The organism is Pseudomonas sp. RL_105y_Pfl2_101 (assembly GCF_963970585.1).
Classification (GTDB): Bacteria; Pseudomonadota; Gammaproteobacteria; order Pseudomonadales; family Pseudomonadaceae; genus Aquipseudomonas.
Genome location: NZ_CAXAPG010000001.1, coordinates 487,104 through 506,494 on the forward strand (window position 1 = coordinate 487,104; position 19,391 = coordinate 506,494).

A 19,391-nucleotide genomic window follows, 5' to 3' on the forward strand; every position below is an offset into this window, starting at 1 on the left:
GCCCCCGCCATGCCTACAAGCTATGCTCTTACCGCTCGACTCTCTGGTCCAAAAGGCTTACTGGATGCGCATTCTCATCACTGGCGGCGCCGGTTTCATCGGCTCGGCTCTCATACGGCACTTGATTCTTGATACCGACCACCAGGTCCTGAACCTCGATAAGCTGACCTATGCCGGCAATCTCGAATCGCTGAGCAGCATCGATCACGACAGCCGCTACGAATTCGTCCAGGTCGATATCGTCGATCAACCCACTGTCAGTGCAGTGCTGGCACGGTTCAAGCCTGAGGCCATCATGCACCTGGCGGCCGAGTCCCATGTAGACCGTTCCATTGATGGCCCGGCGGACTTCATCCAGACCAATATCGTGGGCACCTACAGCCTGCTGGAAGCCACTCGAGCCTATTGGCAGGCCCTGCCCGAGCCGCAGAAACGCGCGTTTCGCTTCCACCACATTTCCACCGACGAAGTGTATGGCGACCTGCACGGTGTGGATGACCTGTTCACCGAGACCACCGCCTATGCCCCAAGCTCACCCTACTCGGCGAGCAAGGCAGCGTCCGACCACCTGGTCCGCGCCTGGCAACGCACCTATGGCTTGCCCGTGCTGTTGACTAACTGCTCGAACAACTACGGGCCGTTTCACTTCCCCGAGAAGCTCATTCCACTGGTGATTCTCAACGCACTGGCCGGTAAGCCCTTGCCGGTCTACGGCAACGGCCAGCAAGTGCGCGACTGGCTGTTCGTCGAAGACCATGCCCGTGCGCTGCTCAAGGTCGTCACAGAAGGCGCGGTCGGCGAGACTTACAACATTGGCGGCCACAACGAGCAGAAAAACATCGACGTGGTGCGCAGCATCTGCGCGCTACTCGAAGAATTGGCGCCACGCAAACCCGAAGGGGTCGAGCACTATGCCGACCTGATCAGCTTCGTCCAGGATCGCCCCGGCCACGACCTGCGCTATGCCATCGACGCCAGCAGGATCGAACGGGAACTGGGCTGGACGCCTCGGGAAACCTTCGAGACCGGGCTGCGCAAGACCGTGCAGTGGTACCTCGAGAACCTGCTGTGGTGCCAGCGTGTCCAGGACGGCAGCTATCAGGGCGAGCGCCTCGGCTCGCTCGACAACAAGGATGCGATTGCATGATGAAGGGCATTGTTCTGGCCGGCGGTTCCGGCACACGCTTGCACCCGATTACCCTTGGGGTTTCCAAGCAACTCCTGCCGGTTTATGACAAGCCGATGATCTATTACCCGATCTCGGTGCTGATGCTCGCCGGCATCAAGGACATATTGGTGATCTCCACCCCGCAGGATCTGCCGCAATACCGCAGCCTGCTGGGCGACGGCCAACAGTTTGGCGTGCAGTTCAGCTACGCCGAGCAGCCGACGCCCGATGGCCTGGCCCAGGCGTTCCTGATCGGCGAACAGTTCATTGGCAGCGACTCGGTGTGCCTGATCCTGGGCGACAACATTTTCCACGGCCAGCATTTTGGCGAACAATTGCAGACCGCCGTCAACCGGCAGAGTGGCGCGACGGTGTTCGGCTACTGGGTCAAGGACCCTGAGCGTTTTGGCGTGATCGACTTCGATACCGAAGGACGGGCAATGTCCATCGAAGAAAAACCCACCGCGCCCAAATCCAGCTACGCGGTGACCGGCCTGTATTTCTACGATAACGACGTGATCAAGATCGCCAAGACCATCAAGCCATCCAAACGCGGCGAACTGGAAATCACCGACGTCAACAATGCCTACCTGCAACGCGGCGACCTGCACGTTGAGCGCTTCGGCCGTGGTTTCGCCTGGCTGGACACCGGCACCCACGACAGCCTGCTGGAAGCCTCGCAATACGTGCAAACCATCGAACATCGCCAAGGCCTGAAAGTGGCGTGCCTGGAAGAAATTGCCTACCAGCAAGGTTGGGTCAGTCGCGAGCACGTTCTTGAGCGCGCCCAGTATTTTGGCAAGACCGGCTACGGCCAGTACTTGTTCAACATCGCCGGAGAAACACGATGAATGTCATCGCCACTCGCTTGCCGGAGGTCCTGGTCATCGAACCGAACGTCTTTGGCGACGACCGCGGTTTTTTCTACGAAAGCTTCAATGCCCGGGCGTTTGCCGAAGCGACCGGCTGCACTCTGCAGTTCGTCCAGGACAACCATTCACGCTCCGCCAGGGGCGTGCTGCGCGGCCTGCACTATCAGATCGAACAAGCCCAAGGAAAACTCGTGCGTGTCACGGCGGGGGAAGTGCTGGATGTCGCGGTGGACATCCGCCGCAGCTCGCCGACCTTCGGCCAATGGACCAGCGTACGCCTGTCGGCACAGAACCACCGGCAGATGTGGGTCCCGCCAGGGTTCGCCCACGGCTTCGTCGTGCTGAGCGAGTCGGCGGATTTCCTCTACAAGACCACTGACTACTACGCACCCTCGGCCGAACGCTGCATTCGCTGGGACGACCCGCAGTTGGCCATCGATTGGGAGCTCGAAGGCGCGCCGATCCTCTCGGTCAAGGACCAAAATGGCAAGGCCCTGCACGAGGCGGACCTGTTCCCATGAGTGCCCCCTTGCGCATCCTGATCATCGGTCAGAATGGCCAGGTTTCCCGGGCGCTCCAATCGCGCCTGAGCGGACGGGGCGAGTTGCTCGTACGCGGCAGCGACCAGCTCGATCTGGCACAACCGGATTCGCTGCGCGCGCCCATCGAAGCCCTGAGGCCCGGCCTGATCATCAATGCCGCCGCCCACACGGCCGTCGACCAGGCCGAAAGTGAACCGGAGCGGGCATTCACCCTCAATGCCACGGCACCGGGCATCCTGGCCCAAGCAGCGGTTGCGCTGGGCATCCCGCTGATTCACTACTCCACCGACTACGTCTTCGATGGCCTCAAGCCCACCCCCTACACCGAGGACGACGCACCCAACCCGCTGAGTGTCTACGGACGCAGCAAACTGGCCGGCGAGAATGCCATCCGCCAGGCTGGCGGCCAGCACCTGATCCTGCGCACCAGCTGGGTGTACTCCACCGAGGGCCGCAACTTCCTGTTGACCATGCAGCGACTGCTGCAGGAAAAACCGCAACTGCGGGTGGTCGCCGATCAGATCGGTGCTCCGACCTGGGCGGGCACCATTGCCGACAGCACCGCGCAACTGATCGAGCGCTGGCAGACCGGTCAACCCGGCGCCTGGGGCACCTATCACCTGACCGCCCGGGGCGAAACATCCTGGTTCGGTTTCGCCCAGGCCATCGGCGAAAACCTGCTCGAGCGACACACGCCGTGTGCGCTGCTGGAGCCCATTGCGTCCAGCGCTTACCCAACGCCGGCCCCTCGACCGTTGAACTCGCGCCTGGATTGCAGCCGCCTGCTCAAGGAATGGGCGGTGAGCCAACCCGACTGGCGAAGCGCATTGCAGCAGTGCCTTGCCGGACAAGCCCGGTAAGGTCTTACAAATAGTATTTGCGGGGTAACTAGGCATAATACGCCTGTCACCACAGGCGCCCCGTGCTCATGAACTCCACCCTTCCCCGCAGACCCCGTTGGCGCAGCCTGGCCTTGCTCGCACTGTGCCTGGCGCCGTTGCTGTGGCCGTTGGAGCACCTGGCCGAGCGTTATTACCGCAGCGAGCTGGCCGGGCAGAACCGCCAGACCTTGGACCTCTACGTCGCCAACCTGCTGGGCACACTGCACCGCTATGAGGTGCTACCCCAGATTCTCGGCGACCTGCCGGCCTTGCGCGCCGCCTTGTTGGTGCCAGACGATGGCGTGACCCAAGGCAATGCCAACCGGCTGCTGAAACACATCAGCGCCCAGACCGGCGCCGAAGTCATGTACCTGATGGACTCTTCCGGCAAGACCCTGGCCGCGTCGAACTGGGACAAACACGACAGTTTCGTCGGACGCAATTTCGCCTTCCGGCCGTACTTCATCGAAGCCATGGCCGGGCGCCTGGGCCGCTTCTTCGGCTTGGGCACGACATCGGCCAAACGCGGTTATTTCTTTGCCGCCGCCGTGCGCGACCGCGAAAAAGTCATCGGCGTGCTGGTGGTCAAGGTCGACCTCGACCACACCGAAAGCCTGTGGGGCAAGACTCCCGAACAACTACTGGTGACCGACCACAACGGCGTGGTCATCCTCACGTCGCGACAGGAATGGCGATTTCGCGCGACCCGGCCCCTCAATGACGCCGAGCGCAAGGCCATCAGCGCGGTGCAACCGTATCCGACCCGTGATCCCAAGCCGCTGAACCTGGATGCCAACGCCTGGCTGCCCCAGACCGAGTCCATCGAGGAAACCGGCTGGAGCGTGAGCATTCTCGCCCCGCGCACACTGATCGATCGTCCGGTGCGCACCGTGGTCGCCATCGGCGGCGCGGCATTGCTGGTCTTGATGTTGCTGCTCGGGTTGATGATGCAACGCAGGCGCCATTATCTGGATCGAATCGCCTTCGAAGCCAAGGCCCGCCAAGAGCTGGAGGGCCGGGTGGCCGAGCGCACCAGTGACCTGGAAGGGCTGAACCGACGACTGAAGCAGGAAGTGCTGGAGCGCGAACAGGCTCAGCAGGAGTTGGTCCGTGCCCAGGATGACCTGGTGCAGGCCGGCAAGCTGTCGGCCCTGGGCACCATGTCGGCGAGCATCAGCCACGAACTCAACCAGCCGCTGGCAGCGATTCGCAGCTACGCGGAAAACGCCGAGATTTTGCTCGACCACCAACGCACCGAAGACGCCCGGGGCAACCTCAAGCTGATCAGCGAACTGACCGGGCGCATGGCCTCGATCATCGCCCACCTGCGCGCCTTCGCCCGCCGCGACCGCCATGCCCCGGAAAGCGTCGCCCTGCAGCCGGCGCTGGACGATGCCCTGGCGCTGCTCGCCAAACGCCGACGCAGCATGGAAGTGGAACTGATCCGTGACTTACCGGCTGCCACGCTGTGGGTCGAGGCCGGCGAAACCCGCTTGCGCCAGGTACTCGGCAACCTGCTGGCCAACGCCCTCGATGCGCTCACCGAGAAAGGCCCTCCGCGCAAACTCTGGCTCAGTGCCCAGGCCACCGAAACTGGCGTCAACCTGTACATCCGCGATAACGGTCCGGGGTTTTGCATGGAAGCCTTGGGCCGCGCCGGCGAACCCTTCTATACCACCAAGACCCGCACCCAGGGCCTTGGCCTGGGACTGGCGATCTGCGACACCCTGATGCGCGCCTTTGGCGGCGAACTGTTGTTCGCCAACCACAAGGAAGGCGGCGCCCTGATTACCCTGAAGCTGCGCGCCGGCGCCCCCGGGGTGAGCCTGCAACCGTCCGAGGACCGAAGTGTATGACCATCGACAACCGGATTGAGGTGGTGCTGATCGACGACGATCCCCATTTGCGTCAGGCCTTGAGCCAGACCCTCGACCTGGCCGGCCTGAAAATCCTGCCCCTGGCCGAAGCCCAGGGCGTGGCCGCGCAACTGCCCCGTGACTGGCCGGGCGTGGTGGTCAGCGATATTCGCATGCCCGGCATGGACGGCCTCGAACTGCTGGGCGAACTCCACGCCCAGGACTCAGAGCTGCCGGTGCTGCTGATCACCGGCCACGGCGATGTGCCGTTGGCCGTGCAGGCGATGCGCGCCGGCGCCTATGACTTCCTGGAAAAACCTTTCGCCAGCGATCACCTGCTCGACAGTGTACGCCGGGCCCTGGCCTTACGCCGGCTGGTGCTGGACAACCGCAGCCTGCGCCTGGCCCTGAGCGATCGCCATGAACTCAGCGCCCGCCTGGTCGGCCAATCGACACCCATGTTGCGCCTGCGCGAGCAAATCGGTGCACTGGCCGCCACCCGCGCCGACGTGCTGATCCTCGGTGAAACCGGCGCCGGCAAGGAAGTGGTCGCCCGCGCATTGCACGATCTTTCCGGCCGACGCAACGGCCCTTTCGTGGCGATCAACGCCGGGGCCCTGGCCGAGTCGGTGGTGGAAAGCGAGCTGTTCGGCCACGAACCCGGCGCGTTTACCGGCGCGCAGAAACGCCGCATCGGCAAATTCGAATTCGCTAACGGCGGTACGCTGTTTCTGGATGAAATCGAAAGCATGAGCCTGGATGTCCAGGTCAAGCTGCTGCGTCTGCTGCAGGAGCGCGTGGTGGAGCGGCTGGGGGGCAATCAACAGATCCCGTTGGACATCCGCGTGATCGCCGCCACCAAGGAAGACCTGCGCCAGGCCGCCGATCAGGGGCGCTTTCGCGCCGACCTGTATTACCGCCTGAACGTCGCACCGCTGCGCATACCGCCCTTGCGCGAACGGGGAGAGGATGCACTGATGCTGTTCCAGCACTTCGCCGACGAAGCCAGCGCTCGCCACGGCCTGCCACCCCATGAATTGCAACCGGCACAACGGGCGCTGCTGCTGCGCCACAGTTGGCCGGGTAATGTGCGGGAACTGCAGAACGCCGCCGAACGTTTTGCCCTGGGCCTGGAACTGGCCTTGGACAACAGCGCGCCCGACGGCAGCCCCAGCGCACCGGTGGAAGTGGTCAGTGGCGGCTTGAGCGAGCAAGTGGAAAATTTCGAGAAAACCCTGATCGCCGCCGAACTGACCCGCCCCCACAGCTCGGTGCGCAGCCTGGCCGAAGCCTTGGGCATTCCACGCAAGACCTTGCACGACAAGTTACGCAAACATGGGCTGAACTTCGGCGACAGCAGCCATGGCTCGGCCGATGAGTCCGATTGAGTTATCGTCATTTCCCTCTCAAGCAAAAGGCCCCGTAATGAACCGCGACAGTCGTTACCTGGAATCAATCCTGCACCACGACATCCCCTTGACCCGGGACATGGGCCTCAAGGTACTCGATTGGCAGGCCCGGCAACTGCACCTGTCCTTGCCACTTGCAGCCAACGTCAACCACAAGAGCACCATGTTCGGTGGCAGCCTGTATTGCGGCGCGGTGCTCGGTGGCTGGGGCTGGCTGCACTTGGCCCTGCGTGAGGAAGGCATCGAAGACGGGCATATCGTGATTCAGGAAGGGCAGATCAGCTATCCGCTGCCGGTGACCCGCGATGCGACCGTCGTCTGCCAAGCGCCCGAGGAAAAGGTCTGGAAGCGCTTCCTGGCCACCTACCGGCGTTACGGCCGGGCGCGGCTGGCGTTGCAGACGCGGGTGATGAATACCGGGAGCGAAGACGTGGCAGTGCAGTTTGAGGGGCAGTACGTGTTGCACCGCTAAAACAGCGCATGCCCCTGTGGCCCGGCACCCTTGTGTGGGAGCAAGCTTGACTCCCACAACTCCCTCGCCACAAAGGATCGAGCCGGGCTTAAGAGCGGGCGAGTTCCAACAACTTTCCACGCCACGCCGCTTTCGCCGGCAACGCCAGGAACGACGTATTCAACAGCGACTCACGCGGTGGGTAACTGAACGGTTCGCCGCTCAAGTCCAACACCTCGCCACCCGCACCTTCCAATACACCCTGGGCGGCGGCGGTGTCCCACTGGGAGGTCGGCGCCAGCCGTGGATAGCAATCCGCCGCGCCTTCGGCCACCAGGCAAAACTTCAACGAACTGCCAATACTGGTCAGTTGCAGCTCACCCAGGCTCCCGCTCAAGCCATTCAGCAGGCGTTCCTGCTCAGGGCTGGTGTGCCGGCGACTGGCAACCACGGTGAAGGCTTCTCCCGGCGCCAAGACCTCACGAACCGCGATAGGCAAAGGCACGCCCCCCTTGTCGCCACGCCAGGCACCCAGCCCTGCGCCGCCGACGTAAAAGCGCCCATTGGTGGGCATCGACACCACGCCAAACACCACACGGCCCTGCTCCACCAACGCGATGTTGACGGTGAACTCCTCGCTGCCGGAAATGAATTCCTTGGTGCCATCCAACGGGTCCACCAGCCACCAGCGATGCCAGCCGGCGCGCACGCTTTGGGCAATATCGGCGTCTTCTTCGGAGAGGATCGGAATATCCGGGGCCAGCGCCATCAGCCCGGCCACGATCACATCATGAGCGGCCATGTCTGCGGCGGTCACCGGCGACTCGTCGGCCTTGTGGTTGACCTGCACGTTGGCGCGCCAGAACGGCAGGATCGCCTCACCGGCCTGGAGCGCCAGCTCGACCACAGGGGCCATCAACGGATGGGGGAAAGTCATGACAGGAACGCTCCACGCTGGGTCAACAGGTCACGGGCCAGGTAGAGCGCCGCCAACGCCCGGCCTTCCGTGAACTGCGGGTTCTGTGCCAGGGCCGACAGCTCACGCAGGTTGACCTTGTCCACGCGCATCGGCTCGGGCTCGTCACCCTCAAGCCGCTCTTCATACAAGTCAGTCGCCAGCACCACCTGGATCTTCTGGCTCATGTAACCGGGGGACAGCGACAGTTCGGTCAGGTGTTCCAACTGACGCGCACCGAAACCGGCCTCTTCCTTGAGCTCCCGTTCGGCCGCCGCCAGCACGTCTTCACCTGGCTCGATCAAGCCCTTGGGCAGGGACAGTTCGTAGGCGTCGGTGCCACCGCAATACTCTTCCACCAACACCGCGTGGTCGGCATCGAGCATCGCCACGATCATCACCGCGCCGTAGCCCGCCCCCTTGCTCGCCAGACGTTCATAGGTGCGCTCCACACCGTTGGAAAACCGCAATTTCAGTTCCTCCACGCAAAACAGACGAGTGGTAGCGACAATCTGGCGATCGAGTATGGTGGGTTTCTGGCGCATAAACGGCTCCCTGGGCGATAGCGAGCTACTATACCCGGCCTATTCTGATTGTTTGTGTCGGATATCCGATTACCGCTGGAGAAGTTTTATGGCTTTGCTGCCCTGGCATGAGATCGATACGGTTCTGCTGGACATGGACGGCACGCTGCTGGACCTGCATTACGACAACCATTTCTGGCTCGAACACCTGCCCCAGCGCTACGCCGAACTGCATGGCGTGAGCCGGGCGATGGCCGAGATGGAGCTGCAGCCGCTGTTCGAGCGCAACGCCGGCCAGTTGCAATGGTATTGCCTGGATTTCTGGAGCACCGAATTGAAACTGCCGGTGCGCGAACTGAAGCTGGAAACCGCACACCTGATCGCCTTGCGCCCGGACGCCGATACCTTCCTGGCGGCGATCCAGCAGGCTGGTAAACGCGTGGTGATGATCACCAACGCCCACCGCGATTCATTGTCCCTGAAGCTGGAACGCATCGAGTTGGCCCCTTACTTCGACCGTTTGATCAGTTCCCACGACTACGGCTTTCCCAAGGAAAACCCGCAGTTCTGGGACGCGCTGCAAGCCGACTTGAATTTCGACCCGGCCCGCAGCCTGTTCATCGACGACACTCTGGCAGTGCTGCGCAGCGCCCGGGACTTCGGCGTGGCGCATTTGCTGGCCGTGAGCGAACCGGATAGCCGCAAAGGGCCGAAGGAAACGGGGGAGTTTGACGCGTTGGGGGATTATCGGGACTTGATTGCCGGGCTTTGAACCGCGCCGCATTCATCGCGAGCAGGCTCGCTCCCACAGTTGGATCGGGGCACGGTTGGAGAAATAGGCCGGCTTTAAGGCCGCCTCGCGGCGGACGTTGATCCCGGCGCCCCGTTAACCACGCTGGCCGAACGCAGGCACTGTGGAGTGGCCATCCCGGCATGGATGCCGGGATGGCCGCGCTGAGCCATGGAAGGCCCTTCGCGGCGGGCCCACGGAACAACGCCTTCGTTCGAGCACACCGAGCCTAGGCGAGGTGCCGAGTGGTGGGCCAAGAGCGTTTTGGTGACTTTTGACTGGGCCGGCTTCCGGGCTCTTCAAAAGTGACCCGTTGTAAGAGCGCAACCATAAGCCGCCATTACCGCAGCAATGGATATGCACTCGATCAACAACATCCTGGCTGTCAGGCCTGAAGGTTACTCGGGATACGCAACACCTGCCCCGGATAGATCTTGTCCGGGTGCGACAGCATCGGTTTGTTGGCCTCGAAGATCTTGTTGTACTTGTTCGCGTCGCCGTACTCGGCCTTGGAGATGGCGCTAAGCGTGTCGCCCTTCTTCACGGTCACGAAACGCGCCGACTGTGCCACCGGGCCAGTCACCGTGATCTGGTCGTCAACGCTGCCGACACCGGCGATATTGCCCACCGCCAACAGGATCTTTTCCTTCTCTTCCTGGCTCGCTACTTCACCGGTGACGATGACTTTGTCACCGTCAATGGTCGCCTGGACATTTGGATTACCCAGGCCAACCTTTTCAATATGCGCTTTCAGTTGTTCGCTGGCATTGGCATTGCCGGGGGTCAGCAGGTCGATCAGCTTTTCCCCCGCTTCCTTCACAAAACTAAAAATACTCATGGCGCACGCTCCTTGATTTAAGTGTCCAGACGCAAAGACTAGACCAGGCGAAACGAACCTGGTTCCCAACCGACCAATGACCCCGCTACGCGCAAGCGCTAGAATCCGAACCTTCCTGCGCCCTGGAGCGAAGATGGACATCAAGCAGCTGAAATTTCTGATCGCGCTGGACGAAACCCGTCACTTCGGCCAGGCCGCCGCACGCTGTCATATCACGCAGCCGACCTTGTCGATGCGCCTGCGCAGCCTTGAAGAAGAACTCGATCTGCCGCTGGTCAACCGCGGCCAGCGCTTTGAAGGTTTCACCGCGCCGGGGGAACGGGTGCTGGCCTGGGCACGCACGGTGCTGGCGGCCTATGACGGGCTGCAGGCCGAAGCGGCGGCCTGTCGTGGCAACCTGGTGGGTACGCTGCGCCTGGGCGTGGTGCCGTTGTCGGATTTCGCCCCCCTGGCAATGATGCAGCGTTTACATGCCGAGCACCCGAGCCTGCGTTTCGAACTGTCCTCCCTGAGCTCCGAAGGCATCCTTGAACAGCTGGCCAACAACCGTATCGACCTGGGTGTTTCCTACCTGGAACGCCTGGACAACGAACGTTTCGAAGCCCTGCCCTTCAGCCACACCCGCATGGGCCTGCTCTACGACCAGCGCTTTTTCTTTTTCGGTGAACAACCGCTGAGCTGGGAAGCACTGATCGAAGTCCCCCTGGGTATGCTCACCAGCGGCATGCACTTTCGCCAATCCATCGACCACAACTTCCACAGCCGCGGCCTCATGCCTCAACCGCTGTTGCAAACCGATGCGGTGCATCAATTGTTACAAGCTGTGCACGGCGGACTGTGTTGCGCGGTGATGCCCCTGGACAGCGGCCTGAATGTGCTGACCGAAGACTTGCGCATCCAGCCCATCGACAGCGCGCAGACGTTGGTCCCCCTGGGCCTGATCATGCGACGCGGCGCCCCACGCTCGGCCTTGGCAGAAGCCTGTTTTGCCCTCTACCAGAAATCATCGACACCATCTTGATCGACGTCATCTATTGAGAGATCAGTAATAGCGATTAGACGTGGCAGATTGCCGCATTTAGTCTTATCACTATTCCTACTTTCAGTGATACCTATGAACGACAAGCCTCCGGTCAGTCCAGCGCCAGCGATGGAAACGTCCGCGCCAGCCGCCAGCCAGAGCTATCGCTACTGCAATCTGGACCACTCCCGTTCGGACAGCACCGCGCTGGCCGAGGAGGTGGCGCTGGCGATTGCCTATAACGGCATCAGCCAGGCAGTCATGCTGGTCACCCCCACCGACCTTGAAGACTTCATCGTCGGCTTCAGCCTCGGCAGCGGCATCATCGAAGACGCAGCGGATATCTATGACCTGCAACTGAGCGGCACGGGGGCTGCGCACCATGCCGAGGTGACCATCGCCAACCGCGCCTTCTGGAACCTCAAGCAGCAACGCCGGCAGTTGACGGGCACCAGTGGCTGCGGGTTGTGCGGTGTGGAAGCGGTGGAACAGGCATTGCCAAACCTCAAGGTCCTGCCCGGCGCACCGCTGCCACCGGCGCAATGGCTCGATGGCCTGCGTGACCGTATCAGCCAGTTCCAGCCCCTGGGCCAATACTGCGGCGCAGTCCACGCCGCGTTGTTCATGAACGCCCAGGGCGAATTGCTGCTGGGGCGCGAAGACATTGGCCGACACAACGCCCTCGACAAGCTGATCGGCGCATTGATCCGGCAGCAGATCCCGGTGGCCGGCGGCGTGGCGATTGTCACCAGCCGTTGCAGCCTCGAACTGATCCAGAAAGTCCTGCGGGCCGGCATCCAGACCCTGGTCAGCCTGTCGTCACCCACCGGCCTTGCGGCGCAGTGGGCCCGCCAACACAACCTCAACCTCATCCACCTACCGCAAAAAAGTGCGCCGCGGGTCTACAGCCCTGCGATGGAGAAACAAGCGTGAGCAATCATCAACAAGCCGACCAGAAACCCGTACCGCGCTACAAGCCCTACAAAGGCCCAGCCGGTGGCTGGGGTGCGCTGATCAGCGTCGCTCAGGCCTGGTTGACCAGCGACAATGCGCTGAAAAACATCCGCATGATGCTCAAGACCAACCAGAATGGCGGTTTTGACTGCCCGGGCTGTGCCTGGGGGGACTCGCCGGAGAGCGGCGTGGTCAAGTTCTGTGAGAACGGCGCCAAGGCCGTGAACTGGGAAGCCACCAAGCGCCGCGTCGATGGTGCATTTTTCGCCAAGCACAGCGTGAGCTCGCTGCTGGAGCAGAGCGACTACTGGCTCGAGTACCAGGGTCGCCTGACCGAGCCCATGCGCTACGACGCCGAAACCGACCGCTACAAACCCGTCAGTTGGGAAGTGGCGTTTGACCTGATCGGCAAGCACCTGCAAGGCTTGTCCAGCCCCAATCAAGCCGAGTTCTACACCTCGGGCCGGGCCAGCAACGAAGCGGCCTACTTGTATCAGCTGTTCGTGCGCGCCTACGGCACCAACAACTTCCCCGACTGCTCGAACATGTGCCACGAGGCCAGCGGCGTAGCGCTGTCCCAGAGCGTGGGCGTGGGCAAGGGCACGGTGACCTTCGACGATTTCGAGCACGCCGACGCGATTTTCGTCTGGGGCCAGAACCCCGGGACCAACCATCCGCGGATGCTCGAACCACTGCGCGAGGCGGTGAAACGCGGCGCCCAAGTGATCTGCATCAACCCGCTCAAGGAGCGTGGCCTGGAACGTTTCCAGCATCCACAGAGCCCGATCGAAATGCTCACCAACGGCAATAAGCCGACCAACACCGCCTATTTCCGACCGGCCCTGGGTGGCGACATGGCGATCTTGCGCGGCATGGCGAAGTTCCTGCTGCAGTGGGAGCGCGAAGCGCAGAACACCGGCGCGGCGGCGGTGTTCGACCACGCGTTCCTCAATGAGCACAGCACCAACGTGCTGGGTTACCTGGCTGCCGTCGACGACACACCGTGGGAACAGATCGTCGAGCAATCGGGCATGACCTTGCTCGACATCGAGCAAGCGGCACGCATGTACGCCAAGAGCAAGAACGTGATCATGTGCTGGGCGATGGGCATCACCCAGCACCGTCATTCGGTGGCGACCATCCAGGAAATCGCCAACGTGATGATGCTGCGCGGCAACATCGGCCGGCCGGGCGCAGGCCTGTGTCCGGTGCGCGGCCACAGCAACGTCCAGGGCGATCGGACCATGGGCATCAACGAGCGTCCGCCAGCGGCGTTCCTCGATTCGCTGGAGCGGCGTTTCCAATTCAAGGTACCGCGTGAAAACGGCCACAATGTGGTCGAGGCGATCCACGCCATGGCCGCCGGCCAGGCGAAGGTGTTCATCGCCCTGGGCGGCAACTTCGCCCAAGCCACGCCAGACAGCCATCGAACGTTCCAGGCCCTGGCCAATTGCGACTTGACGGTACAGGTCAGCACCAAGCTCAACCGCAGCCATCTGGCTCACGGCAAGGAAGCGCTGATCCTGCCGTGCCTGGGTCGCACCGACATCGACCTGCAAACCGAAGGTGCACAAGCGGTGACCGTGGAGGATTCCTTCAGCATGGTGCATGCCTCCATGGGCCAGCTGCAGCCGCTGTCGAACCAGATGCGCTCAGAACCGTGGATCATCGCCGGCATCGCCGCCGCCACGCTGGGTCGCCGTCCGGTGAACTGGAACTGGCTGGTGGCCGACTACAGTCGCATCCGCGCCCTGATCGCCGACACCGTACCCGGCTTCAAGGACTTCAACGAAAAGCTGAAGAACCCCGGTGGGTTCTACCTGGGCAACAGCGCCAGTTCGCGGCGCTGGAGCACCCCTTCGGGCCGCGCCAACTTCATGCCCAACCGGTTGCCGACCGACCTTGTGCATGAACGCACCCGGGCCACCGGTCAGCTGCCCGACCTGATCATGCAGTCCATGCGTTCCCACGATCAGTACAACACCACCATCTATGGCCTCGATGACCGCTATCGCGGCGTGAAGGGCCAGCGTGACGTGTTGTTTGCCAACGAAGCAGACATCATTCGCCTGGGCTTCAAGCCGGGACAGAAAGCCGACATCGTTTCGCTCTGGGATGACGGTCGCGAGCGCCGGGTCAAGGGCTTCACCCTGCTGGCGTTCGACATTCCTGCCGGCCAGGCTGCGGCCTATTACCCCGAAGTGAACCCGCTGGTGCCACTGGAAAGCACCGGTGACGGCAGCTACACCCCAACGTCGAAATTCGTCGCGATCCGCCTGGAAGCGGCGAGCGAGAATGGACTGATCCTGGCCAAGTCGGCCTGACACAACGAACGAGGAGATTAGGATGTGTGGGAGGGAGCAAGCTTTGCTCCCACACTCACATCTTTTCGAACACAAAAAAAAGGCCGTTTTCCATAGAAAACGGCCTGTCCGAAGTAGCTAAAGACCGACCAATTCACCTTAAGTTCCCACAGAAAAACAATAACTTAGCGAATTGTGCACAAGTCGTGTTACTCGTCGGATTTCTATTGTAACCAAGCGAAGCCAGCCTCAGGATCGCGCCGTCATCCCTTTGAGGCTCCTCTATGAAGTTCTCCTCCATTCTCTTGTTGTCCCTTAGCCTGGCCAGTGGCATCGCGTCTGCCGGTGGTACTGCCGAAGCAGGTGTGGGCGGCGCATTAGGCGGGGTTCTGGGTTCCGTCGTTGGCCAGTCCCTGGGCGGCAACACCGGCTCCACTATCGGCGCGGCGCTGGGCGGTGCGGGCGGCAGTGCAGTCGGTGCAGACAAACGCAGCCGCGGCGAAGCCGCTATCGGCGGCGCGCTGGGCGCAGCCGGCGGTAATGTGGTCGGTCGTAGCGTCGGCGGTACCACGGGCAGCCTGATCGGTGCGGCAGCGGGCGGCGGCGCTGGTGGCGCCCTGGGTAACTACATGGGCAAGGACGATGACGATGATCGTCGTTATGACGGTCGCCGTGGTGACCGCCGCTACTACCGTGATGGCCACCCAGGTCGCGGCCATGCCTACGGGCATCGCAAAAAGCATCATCGCCACTACCGCGACTAACGGCTGACGGATACCCGCCGTTTAAAGATCGCAGCCTCCGGCAGCTCCCAGAGCTGACAGGAGGCTGCGATTTTTTGTTTCAGACCACCAACCGTTCCAAAGCCCCACGTAGCCGCTCCGGAATCGCCACCGGCCGATTCGAGGCCCGGTCCACGAATACGTGAACAAAACGCCCCGCCGCGCAGGCCTCCTCCTCGCCCGCCTTGAACACCGCCAGCTCGTACTGCACCGAACTGCTGCCCAGCTTGCCGACCCGCAGGCCGATTTCAATCCGGTCCGGAAAGGCGATCGAGGCAAAGTAGTCACAGGCTGAACTCACCACGAACCCCACCACCTCTCCGTCATGGATATCCAGGCCGCCGACTTCGATCAGGTAGGTATTCACTGCGCTATCGAAAAAGCTGTAGTAGGTGACGTTATTGACGTGACCGTACACATCGTTGTCGTGCCAACGCGTGGTGATGGGTTGCAAGTGTGGGTATTCGTTGCGTTGGGGCATCAAGTGCTCTTCATGGTTGTTCAATGGTTTAGAGGATGGCGGCTTATCGGTTAGCGAATCCCTTGCCCTGAGCTGCCAGCTCGCCGATCAGGCGCGCGGGCTTCCACTGGTCGCCCTGCTTCGTTTCGAGCGCCAGCAGGCGTGCGTGGATATCCTCCAGCCCCTGCCCGTCGGCCCAGGCCATCGGCCCGCCCTTGTCCACCGGGAAGCCGTAGCCGTTGAGGTAGACCAGGTCGATATCGTGGGCCGACTCGGCAATGCCTTCCTGCAGGATTTTCACCCCCTCGTTGACCAGCGCCAGCAAGCATCGCTCAAGGATTTCCTCCGGGCCGATCTCGCGACGCTGGAAACCCAGCGCTTCACTGACCCCTAGTACCAGCGCATCGACCTCGACATCATGCTCGGCCTGTCGACTGCCCGGCTCGTAGTGATAGTACCCATTGCCGCTTTTCTGGCCGAACCGCCCCAACTCGCACAACCGGTTGTCCACCTGCACCTCGGGCGCGTCCTGGCCCTTGCCCGCCAGCTCACGGGCGCGCCACTCCAGATCGATGCCAACGACGTCGTACATACGGAACGGTCCCATGGCGAAACCGAAGCCCTGCAACGCCGCATCCACCTGATGGGGGAACGCCCCCTCCAGCAGCATCTTGCGCGCTTCCAGCACATAAGGATGAAGCATTCGGTTGCCGATGAATCCATGGCAATTGCCCGATACAACGCTGACCTTGCCCATGCGCCTGCCCAGCACCAACGCCGCGTCCAGCACCGCTGTGGAGGTGTGTGCGCCGCGAACGATTTCCAGCAACTTCATGATGTGCGCCGGGCTGAAGAAATGCAGGCCCAGGACCTGGGCTGGCCGGCGGGTGACAGCCGCGATGGCATCGATGTCCAGCGCCGAGGTGTTGCTCGCCAGGATGGCCTTGGGCTTGAGCAGGCCGTCCAGCTCACGAAAAATTTTCTGTTTGAGCTCGAGGTTTTCGTAAACCGCTTCGATCACCAGGTCCACATCGCGGATCGCCGCGTAATCATCCGCCCGTGTTACCCGGGCGATCCGCGCGTCAGCCTCGACCTGGTCGATACGCCCCTGGCGCACGCCATGGGCATAGGTCTCGGCCACGGCCACCAGTGCCTGCTCGAGCATCTGTGGATTGTTGTCGACCCACTGCACCGCCACGCCCGAGTTGGCCAGGCACATCACGATGCCCCGGCCCATGGTGCCTGCACCTACCACCGCGGCACGCTGAACATCGAAAGGTGTCTGGCTCATGTTTGCTCTCTTGTTGGCGACCCGAAGACAGCCTTCACCTTAGTCAGCCAGCGAATATTTTTGAAATTTATTCGTGTGATGAAGGGCATTCAGCGGATGGATACAGCTCACAGGTGCGCTTGGGTCCACTGGCGAACTTCAGCGTATGGATACGCTTCCAGTGCGGCATACCCACCGATCTTCCGTGCCTTCAATCGGGTGAACAGCGGCACGCTGATTCCGCACAGGAAGCGGGTCAGGCGCTCTGCTGACGGCACGCTGCCGCTGTGCTGCTCATGCTTGTGGATAAAGTCGCCACACAGCGCCTCGAAGCTTTTATCCACAAGTGCCGGCAGCGAAGGTGGTTCCGGCAGGCGAGCGACATGCCCGTGGCACACCGAGCAATGACCACACTGGCGTGGCGCATTGTCGTCGCCGAAATATTGCGCCAAGCGATAACCCAGGCAACGGTCGGTGGCGAACAACTCGAGCATGGCGTGGATCCGTGCGATTTCACCCTGCTCGTGCCGGGTGAAATAGACGTGTAGCTCCGCGCTCAAGACCTGCACATCCAGGTCCGCGTCCAACACGCTGTACACCTCGGTCATCTGTTTGCTTTCCAGCTCGATCCAGCCCTTTTCCTGGAAAAAATCCAGCGCCTTGACCACACGATTACGCTCAGCGTGATACTGCTGGTACATCCCGTCGAAATTCACCGTGGCCCAGGCCCGGGCGCGACTGGAGGTCTGGATGATGGCCGAGACGAAGTCCCTTCGCTCGCCTTCGAAGCGCTCCAGCAGTTCTTGCGGCTCAGTCAGGAACTTGAAGCGGTACTCCGCGAAATAGGCATAGCGCGGCGCGATCAGCCCGCGTAGCTCCAACTGGACCAGCAGCGTCTTGAGTGGCAGTTGCCGGATGTTGCTCTGGTCCGCCAGTGGTCCCAGCAAGAACTCCCATTGCCCATCGGGGCCGGCGGCCTTCAGTTCATCGAGCACGCAACGAATGCCTGCAAGCTCCGGCGTATCGCCATACACAAAGTTTTCCAGCACGTTGAGACTGTCGCGGTTGGCCAGCACCAGGCAATCGGAAGGCTGCCCATCCCGCCCGGCCCGGCCGATCTCCTGGCTGTAGTTCTCGATGGACTTGGGCAGGTCGAAATGCACGACATTGCGGATGTCACTCTTGTCGATGCCCATGCCGAAAGCGATGGTCGCGACGATGCAATTGGATTGCCCGCCCATGAACCGCCGCTGGATGGCTTCACGTTGTTCATGGGGCAAACCGGCGTGATAGGCCTCGGCCTCTATACCGTGCCGGCCCAGGTGTTCGGCGATCTGCTCGGCGGTTCGCTGCAAGGTCACGTAGACGATGCTCGGCTGCCCGGCACGCTCGCCCAGCCATTGCACCAGCCGTGCGCGCTTGTCGGCACCCCGCACGGGCTCGACCAGCAGATTGAGGTTCGGGCGGTAGAAACCGGTCGTCACCACATCGACGGCGGCGATGGCGAATTTCGCCTGCATGTCAGCGATGACTTTGGGTGTGGCGGTGGCCGTCAGCAGCAATACCTGAGGAACATTGAACTCACGCTGGTAGTCGGGAAGCTTGAGGTAGTCAGGTCGAAAGTTATGCCCCCATTCCGAAATGCAGTGGGCCTCGTCCACCACCAGCAACGAAATCGGCACCTGCTGCAAGAAATTGCGAAAGCGCTCATTCTTCAGGCGCTCCACGGAAATCATCAGGATCTTCAACTCGCCCGACCGGGCTCGCGCCATGGCATCGTTGGTTTCGTCACGGCCCTGGGCCGAATCGATACTGGCCGCCGCGATGCCGTGGCGCTTGAGGAACGCCAACTGGTCCTGCATCAGCGCCAGCAACGGTGAGACCACCAGGGTCAGGTGCGGCAAGAGCAGGGCCGACAATTGATAACACAGGGACTTGCCCGAGCCGGTGGGGAAAATGGCCGCCGCCGACCGACCGGCCAGCACGGCGCCGATGGCCGCCTCCTGACCGGGACGAAACTGTGGATAACCGAAAACCTGTTCCAGGGTGCTGTGCATGCGCGGTCGCTCCTTTGACTGCTGCGATGCCCAAAGCCTAGTGGGACAATGCAGCGAGTCGAGAAAAGGTCGGGGTCAAAAACGATACGGGATGATACAGCCTGGTGCCTAACGTTTGGTTCAGGAAATAGACCACGGGAAATGCGAAGAAATCTACCGCCTCGCTGCCTTGGTGGTTGGTGGCGCGGCGAGCCTTACCGGGCGACCAAAGCAATACTCAGCAGACGGTTCCGAGACTGCTGTGAGACCTTTCTTCTT

18 protein-coding genes and 1 pseudogene are annotated in these 19,391 nt (G+C 62.0%); 12 read left to right on the forward strand and 7 right to left on the reverse strand.

All coding sequences use genetic code 11. The features are described 5' to 3' along the window. Positions 1-64: 64 nt before the first annotated feature. From rfbB to AACY31_RS02175, 7 genes are all read left to right on the forward strand, one after another. Positions 65-1,147, forward strand: coding sequence for a dTDP-glucose 4,6-dehydratase (gene rfbB, locus AACY31_RS02145; protein WP_339481433.1), 1,083 nt, complete (start codon positions 65-67; stop codon positions 1,145-1,147). Beyond that, positions 1,144-2,019 carry a glucose-1-phosphate thymidylyltransferase RfbA gene (rfbA, locus tag AACY31_RS02150; protein WP_339503788.1) on the forward strand — a complete coding sequence of 292 codons (876 nt, stop codon included), beginning with the start codon at positions 1,144-1,146 and terminating at the stop codon, positions 2,017-2,019. The genes rfbB and rfbA overlap by 4 nt, the downstream gene beginning before the upstream one ends. Next, the gene (gene rfbC / locus AACY31_RS02155) at positions 2,016-2,561 is read left to right on the forward strand and encodes a dTDP-4-dehydrorhamnose 3,5-epimerase (RefSeq protein ID WP_339481430.1); all 546 of its coding nucleotides are present in this window, start codon (positions 2,016-2,018) and stop codon (positions 2,559-2,561) included. Before rfbA ends, rfbC begins: the two co-directional genes overlap by 4 nt. Then, a complete protein-coding gene (gene rfbD / locus AACY31_RS02160; protein WP_339481429.1) occupies positions 2,558-3,442 on the forward strand; it encodes a dTDP-4-dehydrorhamnose reductase in 885 nt (294 codons plus the stop codon). The genes rfbC and rfbD overlap by 4 nt, the downstream gene beginning before the upstream one ends. Before the next feature lie 68 nt (positions 3,443-3,510). Next, positions 3,511-5,319, forward strand: coding sequence for a sensor histidine kinase (locus tag AACY31_RS02165; RefSeq protein ID WP_339481428.1), 1,809 nt, complete (start codon positions 3,511-3,513; stop codon positions 5,317-5,319). Beyond that, positions 5,316-6,707, forward strand: coding sequence for a sigma-54-dependent transcriptional regulator (locus AACY31_RS02170; protein ID WP_339481427.1), 1,392 nt, complete (start codon positions 5,316-5,318; stop codon positions 6,705-6,707). Before AACY31_RS02165 ends, AACY31_RS02170 begins: the two co-directional genes overlap by 4 nt. Positions 6,708-6,744: 37 nt before the next feature. Continuing rightward, positions 6,745-7,200, forward strand: coding sequence for a YiiD C-terminal domain-containing protein (locus AACY31_RS02175; RefSeq protein WP_339481425.1), 456 nt, complete (start codon positions 6,745-6,747; stop codon positions 7,198-7,200). Between the two features lie 88 nt (positions 7,201-7,288). On the opposite strand, the gene cysQ is transcribed toward AACY31_RS02175, so the two are convergent. Both cysQ and nudE read right to left on the reverse strand, forming a co-directional pair. Beyond that, positions 7,289-8,116, reverse strand: a complete 828-nt coding sequence (gene cysQ / locus AACY31_RS02180) for a 3'(2'),5'-bisphosphate nucleotidase CysQ (protein ID WP_339481423.1) — start codon at positions 8,114-8,116, stop codon at positions 7,289-7,291. Then, on the reverse strand, positions 8,113-8,679 hold the full coding sequence (nudE, locus tag AACY31_RS02185) for an ADP compounds hydrolase NudE (protein ID WP_339503790.1): 567 nt from the start codon (positions 8,677-8,679) through the stop codon (positions 8,113-8,115). Before nudE ends, cysQ begins: the two co-directional genes overlap by 4 nt. An 88-nt stretch (positions 8,680-8,767) precedes the next feature. Between nudE and yrfG the strand changes: the two genes are divergently transcribed. Continuing rightward, positions 8,768-9,430: a GMP/IMP nucleotidase gene (yrfG, locus tag AACY31_RS02190; RefSeq protein WP_339481419.1), complete on the forward strand. Its 663-nt coding sequence runs from the start codon at positions 8,768-8,770 to the stop codon at positions 9,428-9,430. Positions 9,431-9,508: 78 nt separating this feature from the next. Here yrfG and AACY31_RS02195 read toward each other — a convergent pair. Together AACY31_RS02195 and lysM are read right to left on the reverse strand one after the other, a co-directional pair. Further along, positions 9,509-9,621, reverse strand: a pseudogene (locus tag AACY31_RS02195) (nucleoid-structuring protein H-NS); the annotation flags it as partial. A 212-nt stretch (positions 9,622-9,833) separates the two neighbouring features. Continuing rightward, positions 9,834-10,286: a peptidoglycan-binding protein LysM gene (lysM, locus tag AACY31_RS02200; RefSeq protein WP_339481417.1), complete on the reverse strand. Its 453-nt coding sequence runs from the start codon at positions 10,284-10,286 to the stop codon at positions 9,834-9,836. Between the two features lie 133 nt (positions 10,287-10,419). Here lysM and AACY31_RS02205 point away from each other — a divergent pair, with 133 nt between their 5' ends. The 4 genes from AACY31_RS02205 to AACY31_RS02220 all read left to right on the forward strand — a co-directional run bounded on the left by AACY31_RS02205 (position 10,420) and on the right by AACY31_RS02220 (position 15,328). Beyond that, positions 10,420-11,307, forward strand: coding sequence for a LysR family transcriptional regulator (locus AACY31_RS02205; RefSeq protein ID WP_339481415.1), 888 nt, complete (start codon positions 10,420-10,422; stop codon positions 11,305-11,307). 93 nt (positions 11,308-11,400) lie between these two features. Then, complete coding sequence (fdhD, locus tag AACY31_RS02210; protein ID WP_339481414.1) at positions 11,401-12,240, forward strand: formate dehydrogenase accessory sulfurtransferase FdhD; 840 nt, start codon at positions 11,401-11,403, stop codon at positions 12,238-12,240. Further along, complete coding sequence (locus tag AACY31_RS02215; RefSeq protein WP_339481413.1) at positions 12,237-14,585, forward strand: FdhF/YdeP family oxidoreductase; 2,349 nt, start codon at positions 12,237-12,239, stop codon at positions 14,583-14,585. Before fdhD ends, AACY31_RS02215 begins: the two co-directional genes overlap by 4 nt. A 263-nt stretch (positions 14,586-14,848) precedes the next feature. Continuing rightward, positions 14,849-15,328 (forward strand): glycine zipper domain-containing protein, encoded by a 480-nt coding sequence (locus AACY31_RS02220; RefSeq protein WP_339481412.1) that lies wholly within the window; start codon positions 14,849-14,851, stop codon positions 15,326-15,328. 79 nt (positions 15,329-15,407) lie between these two features. Here the strand turns inward: AACY31_RS02220 and AACY31_RS02225 are convergent, their stop codons facing one another. The 3 genes from AACY31_RS02225 to AACY31_RS02235 form a co-directional block, all read right to left on the reverse strand. Then, complete coding sequence (locus tag AACY31_RS02225; protein ID WP_339481411.1) at positions 15,408-15,827, reverse strand: acyl-CoA thioesterase; 420 nt, start codon at positions 15,825-15,827, stop codon at positions 15,408-15,410. A gap of 43 nt (positions 15,828-15,870) precedes the next feature. Then, positions 15,871-17,097 carry a 3-hydroxyacyl-CoA dehydrogenase gene (locus tag AACY31_RS02230; RefSeq protein WP_339481410.1) on the reverse strand — a complete coding sequence of 409 codons (1,227 nt, stop codon included), beginning with the start codon at positions 17,095-17,097 and terminating at the stop codon, positions 15,871-15,873. Between the two features lie 107 nt (positions 17,098-17,204). After that, complete coding sequence (locus AACY31_RS02235; RefSeq protein WP_339481409.1) at positions 17,205-19,133, reverse strand: RecQ family ATP-dependent DNA helicase; 1,929 nt, start codon at positions 19,131-19,133, stop codon at positions 17,205-17,207. Positions 19,134-19,391 lie beyond the last annotated feature (258 nt).

What these genes read in the sequence shown, in the direction of transcription:
- AACY31_RS02170 (WP_339481427.1), top strand. Translation starts at nt 5,316, where the DNA reads ATGACCATCGACAACCGGATTGAGGTGGTGCTGATCGACGACGATCCC.
- AACY31_RS02225 (WP_339481411.1), bottom strand. Translation starts at nt 15,827, where the DNA reads ATGCCCCAACGCAACGAATACCCACACTTGCAACCCATCACCACGCGT.
- AACY31_RS02205 (WP_339481415.1), top strand. Translation starts at nt 10,420, where the DNA reads ATGGACATCAAGCAGCTGAAATTTCTGATCGCGCTGGACGAAACCCGT.
- AACY31_RS02230 (WP_339481410.1), bottom strand. Translation starts at nt 17,097, where the DNA reads ATGAGCCAGACACCTTTCGATGTTCAGCGTGCCGCGGTGGTAGGTGCA.
- cysQ (WP_339481423.1), bottom strand. Translation starts at nt 8,116, where the DNA reads ATGACTTTCCCCCATCCGTTGATGGCCCCTGTGGTCGAGCTGGCGCTC.
- rfbA (WP_339503788.1), top strand. Translation starts at nt 1,144, where the DNA reads ATGATGAAGGGCATTGTTCTGGCCGGCGGTTCCGGCACACGCTTGCAC.
- nudE (WP_339503790.1), bottom strand. Translation starts at nt 8,679, where the DNA reads ATGCGCCAGAAACCCACCATACTCGATCGCCAGATTGTCGCTACCACT.
- AACY31_RS02235 (WP_339481409.1), bottom strand. Translation starts at nt 19,133, where the DNA reads ATGCACAGCACCCTGGAACAGGTTTTCGGTTATCCACAGTTTCGTCCC.
- rfbB (WP_339481433.1), top strand. Translation starts at nt 65, where the DNA reads ATGCGCATTCTCATCACTGGCGGCGCCGGTTTCATCGGCTCGGCTCTC.
- rfbD (WP_339481429.1), top strand. Translation starts at nt 2,558, where the DNA reads ATGAGTGCCCCCTTGCGCATCCTGATCATCGGTCAGAATGGCCAGGTT.
- rfbC (WP_339481430.1), top strand. Translation starts at nt 2,016, where the DNA reads ATGAATGTCATCGCCACTCGCTTGCCGGAGGTCCTGGTCATCGAACCG.
- lysM (WP_339481417.1), bottom strand. Translation starts at nt 10,286, where the DNA reads ATGAGTATTTTTAGTTTTGTGAAGGAAGCGGGGGAAAAGCTGATCGAC.
- AACY31_RS02220 (WP_339481412.1), top strand. Translation starts at nt 14,849, where the DNA reads ATGAAGTTCTCCTCCATTCTCTTGTTGTCCCTTAGCCTGGCCAGTGGC.
- AACY31_RS02165 (WP_339481428.1), top strand. Translation starts at nt 3,511, where the DNA reads ATGAACTCCACCCTTCCCCGCAGACCCCGTTGGCGCAGCCTGGCCTTG.
- fdhD (WP_339481414.1), top strand. Translation starts at nt 11,401, where the DNA reads ATGAACGACAAGCCTCCGGTCAGTCCAGCGCCAGCGATGGAAACGTCC.
- AACY31_RS02175 (WP_339481425.1), top strand. Translation starts at nt 6,745, where the DNA reads ATGAACCGCGACAGTCGTTACCTGGAATCAATCCTGCACCACGACATC.
- yrfG (WP_339481419.1), top strand. Translation starts at nt 8,768, where the DNA reads ATGGCTTTGCTGCCCTGGCATGAGATCGATACGGTTCTGCTGGACATG.